This window comes from Bacillus sp. AF62, assembly GCF_050312695.1.
GTDB classification, from domain to species: Bacteria; Bacillota; Bacilli; order Bacillales; family Bacillaceae_G; genus Bacillus_A; species Bacillus_A cereus.
Genome location: NZ_JBNPJZ010000072.1, coordinates 40,941 through 51,657, shown reverse-complemented (window position 1 = coordinate 51,657; position 10,717 = coordinate 40,941). Strand labels below are relative to the sequence as shown.

Genomic DNA, 10,717 nt, shown 5'->3' with positions numbered 1-10,717 from the left:
GAACACTTGAAAATAGTAGACAGATTTGCTTATTGGCAGGTGTGGCAATTTTATTGAAAAGATTTTAAACAGGCTCTAAAACAATGATAATAAATAATTGTTTTTTAGAAGCTCTGAACGTTTTCCAAATACCAATTTCCTTTTTCCGTTCAGTAAGAAAATGGTCATAAGAATAGGAAATGAAAAAACATGAAAATAGCAGGATAATGAATTCACATGCAATTAACAGTTACTCTATTCCAGAAACTTTTGGATATGAAAGAAATGCTGCATACATATAAAAAATTGTAACTGATAGAATACTACTTACAAGATACACTATATACAGTGAAAAATTGCGAGTTATATTTTTAAGTGCGAGTGAAAATATTGACATCATTCTCCCCCACTTCTTTAGAGATATACAGTAGTATACGTTGATTGAAACTGAATTGCTTTTCTTCATAGGAACGTTGCATCTCATGAACAATCTTGCCATCTTTCAAAAATATGACCCTGTTGCAAAAACTAGCAGCTACAGAGTCGTGAGTTACCATTAAAATAGTTGTTTTATGTGTTTCATTCAATGTTTTTAGTATATTCAATACATCATAAGCAGATTTTGAATCTAGATTTCCCGTCGGTTCATCAGCAAATAACAGATAAGGATCATTAATTAATGAACGGATAATAGCTGCTCTTTGTTGTTGTCCCCCAGAGATTTCATAGGGATACTTTGGCAAAAGTGATTCAATATTTAGTTCATTCCCTAATGTATTGAGTTTATCCCTGACACCTTTTTTACTCCCCATTCTTAAAGCTGCGGGTAGAAGAATATTTTCTTCAATTGTTAAGTGATCTAACAAATTATAATTTTGAAAAATAAAACCAATATTTTCACGACGATAATTGCTTAATTGATCACCATCCATATTAGTTAAATTTTGTCCTTTAATTGTAATATCTCCATTTGAAGGAAAATCAAGAGAGGAAAGTACATTTAAAAGTGTAGACTTTCCACTCCCTGAAGGTCCCATAATTCCTACAAAATCTCCTTCATGAACAGTTAAGTTGACATTATTTAAAACTGGATATTCTCGGAATTTAGTTTTGTAAACTTTTTCGATTCCTTTAGCTTCTAACATAATCATGGTATACCTCCATTCTATCCTGTGCATTAACATGTAAATTCTTTTTTATTCCAAATGCTTATACAAACGCTAACACTAATAATCATGATACCTAGAATCAGAACGTATAAAGTGTTACTTCCTGTGCTGAGCGCATGGAAGATACTCTGGACAGATAATAAAAAGAACGATAATTGACTAATGTACAAGCACCCGATGTAGATTCCGATCAGAAGGAAAAAGCTAATAACTGCATTTGAAATTATGACACTTATTAAACTAGCAAGAGCTAAGCCACACATTTGAATAATAAAAAACAATCCATATACTTGTACTGTATATAATATCGCTTCTATCGCGGTCTTTTGTTGGCCGTAGAACATAAAAGCATCATCGGCTTTAAAAAACACCAACCCAAGTACTATGCCAACAAAAAGAACAACAAATAAGTAGAGTAACACCATTATAGAAAGAGAAAACCATTTTGACATAAGAAAGGTTATACGTTGAAAAGGCCTAATTAAAAATAGACGATATGCTCCTGAGTTGTATTCTACATTTAAGCTATTCAAGAAACATACAGGCATGAAAATCAAAGTAATTAAGAAAGAAGATTCCTTTAATAAAAACCATGAAAAATTCCAAGAATTTAGTGGAACTTGTTGCCCATCATTATAAATCCCCACTCCATAGTACTTTAAAAACCAAGCCTGAAGAAAAACAATGACAGTAAAAATCCCCAACATCCATTTGCTTTTTTTCTGATTCCATAGTCGTTCCCATTCACTTATAACTAATGCTTTCAATTAAACTCCCTCCTAGTTTTCAAATAAAATAATCTCTTTTCACAAATGACAGGTATGCGAACATTCCAAATAGGAAAATATAAATCGCTTCCACTATAACAATATAAATGTTTATACTATTACTTGTTGAAAGTATAAATGCTATACCTGTATGCTGAATTTTAACGATTGACATGTACATAAGGTGTAGTACAGTATTAGCGCTAATTATCGTTTGGTTAGAGAATTCTAAAATCTGTGGAATTGCAATAGCAAAGAAAATAAAGGCTACTCCTGATCCAAGAGTAATCATCGTACTTCTACTTAACGCCCCTATTAATGTAAATACAGAAACAATACAAACCATAGTAATGAAACATGCGAAGAAATACTTTAAGTTATATAATATCGCCCCTGCAATAGACACCTTGGTTTCATCTATAAATGTTATTAATGTATCTACCTTTGGAAAGAATAAATAACCCGCTATAGAATTAAAAATCCAAAACAAAGTTAAATATAGAAACATGGTAGTTAATATAGTAGCAAGTTTAGCTACAAACAATTGTGAGGTAGAGAATGGACGAATTAAAATCATTCTTAATTGTCCATTTTCTACTTCATACGCTATAACAGTGGAAATCAGTATTATAGCGATAATATTAAACGAAACCACAAGATGCTCAGAAATACTTATTATAGGAAAATTTAAAGCAGTAACGTAATCTGGTCTTCCAGGAGAAGTATGTTGATTCCAGTTTAAGTAATATTTCACTGACGCAACTACCATTAAAGGTAAGAAAAACAAGATTAACCAAGTTATTTTTTGCGTCCAAAGCCTTTCGAATTCAGAAATAAAAAGTCCCCTCATGATGTCATCATCTCCACAAACACATCTTCCAACCTTTTTGTTGGATCTGTAATTAATTCATCTTTCCTTCCTTGCGTAATAAGTTTTCCATTTCTAATTATGACAAGACGGTCACAGATTTGCTGAATTTCATCTAGTAAATGGCTTGAAATAAAAAAGGTTAAATTTTTCTTTTCACGAAGTTCAAGAATTAATTCCCTTAACTCTCTCATGCCCATAGGATCCAGGCCATTTGCTGGCTCATCTAACAAAATAACATCAGGATCACCTAGAAGAGCTTGTGCAATGCCAAGTCGCTGTCTCATTCCTAATGAATAATTTTTAATTTTCACATCCGCATCCTCAGTTAACCTTACAATAGATAGTATTGCTTCTACTTGTTCCAATTGTTCTTTTCGCGAAAGAGCAGGGTATAATCTCGCTAAATTTTGTAGCATTTTTCTACCCGTCATATATGGGAAGAATATTGGTGATTCAATAATTGCCCCCATATTCATCAAAGCCTGTTGTCTATTTTGATTTACATCTTGACCACTTATTTTTATGGCCCCTTTTGTCGGGCGAATTAATCCTGTAAACATACGCATAACAGTTGTTTTTCCTGCCCCATTCGGCCCCAGAAAACCACAAATATCTCCTTTATATATTTTAGTTGAAAAATCATTTACTATTGTCTTACCACCTACTGTTTTTGTTAAGTGATTTGCTTCTAAAACTATTTCATTATTCATATAAAATCCCTCCTTATGGACTAATATAGAAGACAAATATAAAAAAAAAATAAAGAAAAGAAAGAAAAAAATAAAAAACTCACATTTTTGTGAGTTTTAGTGCATTTCAACTGTTTCATGTACAGTTACTGACTTTCTTTTCTCAAATTCCTTAAAGAGTATATGCAATACTTCTTGATTATTAGGTAAAACATAGTTCGGTTTCAAAGACATAGTCGCAATTTCAAAAGCCGTTGTTTTCAAAGGCGGAATCACTATATGATCATATTCTCCTAAAAGACTAACATTATTCTGAACTACTTTTTTCTCCCACATTAATTTGTTCATATTAGGAAAAAAGAGAACTGGTTTATCATGAGCAAGAATGACTGTACTTAATAAATCATCAGCTAAACCATGAGCTACTTTTGAAATAGTATTTCCTGTAGCCGGTAGTACCATTAGTAAGTCTGCCCATCTAGCCAATTCCACATGACCTGGTTTACCACTTAGAGTAAGTTCCTCATCAACAAATACCTCATTACAATATAATTTCACAGTTTCTGCAGGGATAAGCTTTATTGCACTTTTTGTCATGATAACCTTTACTTCACTAAAATTCGCTTTCAATATAGCTAAATATTGAAAAATCCCAGCTACTGCAATAGATCCGCTTACTCCTACTAATATTTTCTTAGAACTGAGCAATTGCTTCATTTGGTCCATACTGTAACATCCTCTCAATTTTTTATTAGGAAATTAAAAATACTCCGTCCCACCATGGCTCCTCTACTGCGCTTAGACTTAATAAAGTTAAAAGTACACCACTTACACCTTCCAATAGTCCAACCTTGTTTAACTCATTGGATGTTTGCTCATTGGATTGTAAGTCTTTAAAACCAAATGGTGCTTGAGGATCATATGCATCCATTACATAATCTATTAATTTTATAATGGACTGCATCGATATCTCCCCATTTTCATCCTTTGCCATCCTAATAGACATTTGTAATAATCCCGCTCTTCCATGACAAAATGTTGGAGATGCTAAATCCCATTCCTCCTCACTTTGCAAAAGTGTATCTTGATAAGAACTTAAAGCTATTTTCATGGATTTCTGATCCTTCAAAGATCTCCCAGCCAAATAGAGAGCTCTTGCTACTCCTGGATTTCCATAGCACCAACCTTTTCGCTTTGGATACACATGGTATGCTTGGTCATTGACCACTTCTTTAAAACTAAGCCTGGCAGGCCACGAACCTTCATCTTGCCATCTTATTAACCAATCTATCATTTTACGAATCGCTTGCTTTTGCCCAGGGACTTCAATTCCTTGTTCAATAGCCAACGCCATCAAGGAAAGCGGGCCAGGCATTCCATGAGCATGGCCACAATTGAAATTCCCATCCGGAAATAGTATCTTATCAGTTTCCAAAAACTGATTGGCGTACGGTACGTACCAACCAGGTACAACTTCACCATTCACTTCAATGTCATTAGACATATTAATAAAACAATTGAGAATTTTTTTGAGTGCTTCTGAATTTGATTCAAGTTGAATATTTTGCAACAAATAACGCCCTACTCCAGTAGCGCCCTGAATTGTATCGTACATAAATGGATGAACACCACACTCTTCTTTCTGATAGTTCAATACAAGATGTAACTGCGATAATACAAATTCATTTAACTTTTTCAAAAATATATGATATCTTTCATAGTTACGCGAAGCATATGAAGTCGCATACGCAATACCAGAAACACCGCCAAACATAGAAATACTATTCACACCTTGTTTTTCTATTGCCTTTTGTATTTCTATCAAGTGACTATGTGCAATAAGATCCCATCCCTCTTCTGGAAACTGTCGATCTAATTCTGCAAATAACATAATAGTTCCTGGATAACCATGGGATAAAGTAATGGGGTCCCATGGATGAAGTGTTCCTCCGTTTGGTATATTATCAGGCTCCATAACAATTTTTTCTACATACATCGGATCCTTTAATCGCTCTGCTATATCACGAACTAACTTTAATGCTTTATTTCTTTTTTCAATACTAATTCCCTGTAACCAAAATGATTTTTTTTCTGTAGTTAATCGCATAGTTTTCTCCTCTCTAATTACACCTTCACTTGAATTTTAGAATGATTTATAAAATTTTTAGCTTGCAACTCAAATAGTCTTGCGTATATTCCTTTTACTTTTAGTAATTCATTATGAGTACCTAGTTCCGCGACTCTACCTTTATCAAGGACCATAATCTTTGTAGCATGCCTTACAGTTGAATACCGATGAGATATAAAAAGCCCCATACAATTCTTGGTAATTTCTTTAAAATCTCTAAAAACCTCTTCTTCTGCTTCTGGATCTAATGCGGCAGTAGGTTCATCTAGAATATATAGGCCCGCATCCCTCATGTATGCTCGTGAAATGGCGATTCTTTGCCATTGTCCTCCAGATAACTGTATTCCGTTCGCAAAAGTTTTACCAAGTTGTGTATCCATTTTGTTAGGCAAATTATTAATCATCTTTAATGCTCCAGATTTTTTAGCAGCCGCTTGTATAGCCATCACTTGATCGGCTTTTTTATAATCACCATAGCCAATATTATCTTTAACATCTAGTTCATATCTAACAAAGTCTTGGAAAATGGCACTCACCTTATCCTGCCATTCATTTGTACTGTATTGATGAATGGATTTTCCATCTAATAGAATAATCCCTTCAAAGTCCGTATAAAGTTTTGTAATTAACTTTACAATTGTAGATTTACCCGAACCATTAGATCCGACAAGAGCCAATGTTTCACCTGGTTTTATGTGAAAATTCACTTTTTTTAATATATATTCTTTTTGACCGGGATACTTAAAAGAGACATTTATAAATCGAATACCTTTTTCTTCAAAAGAGATACTTTCTATATAAGTATTGTCTCTATTATTTGAAACATCCCTTTCTTCAGGGATGTCCAAAAATGAGAATAGTTGAGTCATATAAAGATTGTTTTGATGCATATTAAAAATCATATACATTAATTCATTAGATGTTTTTTGTGTAGTATTTACAGCTTGAAAATAAGCGATAAGACTTCCAATAGCAATAATCCCTGTTACAGCATCCATAACCACCATAAACTGCACAAACATTACAAAAGCAACACTAATTAATTGGAAAAACAGGTCAATCCTCATCTTTTTTAAAAGCAAATGTCTATCTTGCTGATAAAATAGATTGAAGATATTCGAATAATTTTTGAGAAGCAAATTGCCTAATCCAAATAATTTCACTTCTTTTACTGTGATGTCTGTTGTTAGCAAATAGTAGTAATAAAATTGTTTTCGTGTTTCTTCAGCACGCTTATGACTAATTAAAAAAATTTCTTTTCCAATTTTCATGATGGACCAAGAAGAGATTAGTGGTAACAGAATTAAAATTAGGGTAAACTGCCAATTCCAAATCATTAAGATACCGGAAATAGAAATCACAGTTATTCCACTTTTTATAATCCCCATAAGTTCTTCAAAAATGGCAAATGGTTTATATGTGGAATCTTGGCGCGCTCTTTGAAGTTTATTGTAAATTTCTGGGTTCTCAAAACTGGAATAAGGTAATCTTTTTGCTTTTTCTATTAATTTTACATTGATTTTATTAGAAAGAAGATTTCGGTAAAGCTGTTTATATGTTTCCAAAACGGATCCTGTAACACCCGTTAAAATTGTAACTAGTGCAAAAGCTATAAAAAACGGTAAAACATGGGTAAAATAAGCATCCTGGTACCCATTCTGGTAGATGTTCTGTACTGTATTAACGAGGTATTGGATTGTCAAAATCAATGCTGCAGGTAATAATCCATTTAAAAAATTTAAGGTAAGCACACAGAAGAAATACCCTCTGTGCGTTTCCCATAAAAGTTTAAATAAACCAGGCCAATAATGAAAAGACTTTAGAATATTTATAAATGATAGTTTCTCATCTTCAGGTACGTGATTGAGTATCTGTTTCATTCTGATTCCTCCAATATCGCTGGCTTGATAAGATATGCCGCGTAAAGGCAAGTGCTTTTTTCTCTAGTTCTCGATTAGCTCCCAATAGTCGATTACAATGCATATGAATAATTGCTCCCATAATTGTTTGTTGTTTATTCCAGAGCATGTCTTCATTTTTATATTGTTGAATGCTGGAAACATATTCTTTTAAGGATTCTCTCCGAACTAATAAACTTTTATAAATTTCTTGTCCAATTGCTGAATTGTAATTACGTAAATTACTCCAATCACCTTCAGAATTTCCAATGTTACTTAATAATTTTCTCATTGGTCTAAATTCATCAATGAATTCATATTTATCCGTATTGCTTTCTATGGTTTCCAATTGTTGTTCATAAGTTAATCCAAAATTATCCATGATCTCAATTATGTTTAAGGATGCTAATACATGTACTGGCAGTTCCGCTTGTTGTCCTATCACATTAAGAAGCATTGTTACTGACCTACTATCGTAATGGAAGAAATTCTCGGCCAATTCTATCAGATACGGACCACCATATCGTTCTACTTCTCGTTCATACGTATCAACCGTCATTTTGTGGATAAATCCAGAGTCCATTAAATTATTTGCCCAATCCCTTAAATAGGTAAGAACAGATGCATTCAACTTCTCGGGATCTCCATAAAAACGCAAACGAATATGAGCATCCGGATCACGATATCGCATAAAGAACCATGATTGAGCCATACCACTTTGCACAATATAATTAGAAAATGATGTCATATATTTTGAAATAAATTCATTCTCTCTTGCTTGTGGAACATAAAGCTTAACATATAGCCATTCACTTCCAGGCAAACGGTAAATCATTTTCTCACTAACCATTTCTTTTTTCCCGTCTTCAACAGCTCCTATACTTTTTCTTTTAGCGACATCGTTCATTTTTTTCAATGGAAAAACAACTTCCATTGCATGACTACCAAGCGGACTGCTTAGACAATTTTTATTGATGTCCTGTAATGACTCTCTCAACTGTAATCTACCCTGCTTAAAAAGTTCATTCTTTAATTCTCGAAGGTGAAGAATATTTTCAAGATCAATTAAAATCCTGTTGTCGCTATACGTCATATATACATGGCGTGGAACCGTCCATTTCTCTCTCCATTTTTCAAATAGGATTAAAAATTCATCATCACTTTTAGGTTTATTTTTCATGCCAATAGTCTCTCTATTTAACTTCCAAATTGCAGGAGAAAGAATGATATTTTTGTAACGAATCCTTGGATAATAAGGTGAAGATGTCATATTACCCCAATTAAATATTCTCCAGTGGTCTAAATCATTTAGAGAAACTTCTCTCATGAAGCGATAAATATTAGGGCCACTTTGGTAATTTAATACATTACCAGCTACTACTTTAATTCTTTTCCCTAATTTTTTAGATTTCAGATAAAAGTTTTCTAATGATGCTCCAACAACAATGTCATCAATTGGAATTTGCAAAGTATCGTCATCTCCATTTGTTCCAAGAGTTACCGTTACTTCTCTTGTAGTTTTTCCAATTGCCACATTCGCTGAACGGCCAGTTGCCGGAAGAAAACTTCCCTCTACCATAACAATATCGTTATTAAATTGATGGTCAATCTCCACTTCTTGTTGCTGAATTTTACGTCTAACATTTGGATCTAAGATATCTAGAAATCGACCAAATGTGCTTCCTGCTGCATGAGACCCTGGATTTGGGCTTAGGCATAGCGTGTACTTTCCATTGTCTAATTCCTCTTGCGAAGTAGCATACAATTCTCCATATACTTCAAATGAATCCGGAGCGTATCGAGTATCTTTTTCTATTCCAATTCTGCTAATTATTTCATCTGTAATTTCAATTTCTTTTTGCTGATTATGAATAGCTTCAATAAGCATATATGATAATTGAACATTACGTTCTTCATCTAAAGGCAGCGTAAAATTTTCTCCATCCCTATTCCCTTTTGGGTTTTTATATGTCGCGGGTGCTCCAAGCCCTAATTCCTCACTTAAAAGTTCTACCAATGGAACTTCCCTGGTAGTTCCATATTTTTCCAAAAAAATCAATATGATATTTTTGGAGATGAGGGAATCCAACTCCACTATCAGCTATACTCCATAACACCTGAGCTGCTTTACTAACATCATTTGCTACGTTTTTTCCAATGGCTAAATCTTGCGTATTTAGAGCGAAATCGACTTGAAGGGGTGTTGTAACTTCATAAATCCTCTTCATTAATAGGATAAGATTGTTGTAAACAGAAAGCCCCTTCCCAAGCGGTAATTGATCATAAACAAGTATTAAATCTTTTACCTTCAGTAAATCTTCCCATATTTGATTTTCACCAACTCTTATTTTTAACTTGTCAATCACATAATCAAATGGAGAGTCATATGTAAGTGGCGGTCTTAGTTCAGTTATAAGGTATTCTTGTTCTACCAACTGGAGAATAAAGTTTTCCATTACCTTTACTTCTGTGCCTGGATAGTCATTTTGCAACTTTTGGAGAAGCTCTTTCACTTTAATATGTGTTTCAGCTAAATCTAGAACTTTCCTAACAACTTCACTATACAAAATTGAAATATTCTCCTTTTTCTCCATATCCTTCTTGCGAAGTTGTCCACATTCAGTTGAAAAAGGTAAATATAGGCGGTTTCCGACACGATAAGCAGCATGATTTTTACTAACCATTAAAGATTGGAGAATACTAGGATTTTTTTCAAGTGATGAAACCACTCCCAATAACCATTCCATATCAGGACGAGTTCTTTTCTTAAATTGTTCAAAATGGCTCATTTCAAGTAAAGATTTTTCCTTAAACTCTCCGGATGCTACCCCAGAAAAAGCTCCAAAAGGTGTTGGGCGTGTTGTCATTCTTAACATATATCGTAATACAGAAGATATTACTTGTTGTGTTTTCCTACTACTTAAATCACCATGTATATGTTTAAGAGATTCAAGCAAAGAAGGACTTGCAATGGCAATAGCTTCCTTAATGTAATCCATTTCTGCATATTCTCTTAATTTTTTAATCAATACTTCTTGATTCTTAATTTGATATAACGCGTTAAATGGTAAAAACGGGGATCTAATCATAAAAAATGGTAGAGGTTCAAATATATTATTACATGCGGTTTTATTTGATGTATGGATAGGCTTCCTTTTTTCTGAAATCATTTTGAATCTTCCTTTCTGTTCTAATCAAGTATTGTAATAGGAGAAA

General features: G+C 33.4%; 9 protein-coding genes and 1 pseudogene. All 10 read right to left on the bottom strand.

From position 1 onward, the window contains the following. Window positions 1–73 precede the first annotated feature (73 nt). A pseudogene (locus ACQRBL_RS17550) lies at window positions 74–376 on the bottom strand (FtsX-like permease family protein); the annotation flags it as partial. Further along, window positions 351–1,130, bottom strand: coding sequence for an ABC transporter ATP-binding protein (locus ACQRBL_RS17545; protein ID WP_023522743.1), 780 nt, complete (start codon window positions 1,128–1,130; stop codon window positions 351–353). The gene ACQRBL_RS17545 and the pseudogene ACQRBL_RS17550, both read right to left, overlap by 26 nt. 26 nt (window positions 1,131–1,156) lie before the next feature. Further along, window positions 1,157–1,915, bottom strand: a complete 759-nt coding sequence (locus ACQRBL_RS17540) for an ABC transporter permease (protein WP_023522744.1) — start codon at window positions 1,913–1,915, stop codon at window positions 1,157–1,159. 19 nt (window positions 1,916–1,934) lie between these two features. Continuing rightward, window positions 1,935–2,765, bottom strand: coding sequence for an ABC transporter permease (locus tag ACQRBL_RS17535; RefSeq protein ID WP_065484954.1), 831 nt, complete (start codon window positions 2,763–2,765; stop codon window positions 1,935–1,937). Continuing rightward, window positions 2,762–3,496, bottom strand: coding sequence for an ABC transporter ATP-binding protein (locus tag ACQRBL_RS17530; RefSeq protein ID WP_411996167.1), 735 nt, complete (start codon window positions 3,494–3,496; stop codon window positions 2,762–2,764). The genes ACQRBL_RS17535 and ACQRBL_RS17530 overlap by 4 nt, the downstream gene beginning before the upstream one ends. Before the next feature lie 96 nt (window positions 3,497–3,592). Continuing rightward, on the bottom strand, window positions 3,593–4,201 hold the full coding sequence (locus ACQRBL_RS17525; RefSeq protein WP_023522747.1) for a flavoprotein: 609 nt from the start codon (window positions 4,199–4,201) through the stop codon (window positions 3,593–3,595). 25 nt (window positions 4,202–4,226) lie between these two features. Beyond that, entirely contained in the window at window positions 4,227–5,582 is a 1,356-nt protein-coding gene (locus ACQRBL_RS17520; RefSeq protein WP_023522748.1) for a lanthionine synthetase C family protein, read from the bottom strand. 17 nt (window positions 5,583–5,599) lie between these two features. Next, complete coding sequence (locus tag ACQRBL_RS17515) at window positions 5,600–7,483, bottom strand: ABC transporter ATP-binding protein (RefSeq protein WP_063548353.1); 1,884 nt, start codon at window positions 7,481–7,483, stop codon at window positions 5,600–5,602. Further along, window positions 7,455–9,518: a lantibiotic dehydratase gene (locus tag ACQRBL_RS17510; protein ID WP_411996168.1), complete on the bottom strand. Its 2,064-nt coding sequence runs from the start codon at window positions 9,516–9,518 to the stop codon at window positions 7,455–7,457. The genes ACQRBL_RS17515 and ACQRBL_RS17510 overlap by 29 nt, the downstream gene beginning before the upstream one ends. Further along, the gene (locus ACQRBL_RS17505; RefSeq protein WP_411996169.1) at window positions 9,499–10,671 is read right to left on the bottom strand and encodes a lantibiotic dehydratase family protein; all 1,173 of its coding nucleotides are present in this window, start codon (window positions 10,669–10,671) and stop codon (window positions 9,499–9,501) included. Before ACQRBL_RS17505 ends, ACQRBL_RS17510 begins: the two co-directional genes overlap by 20 nt. Window positions 10,672–10,717: the final 46 nt, after the last annotated feature.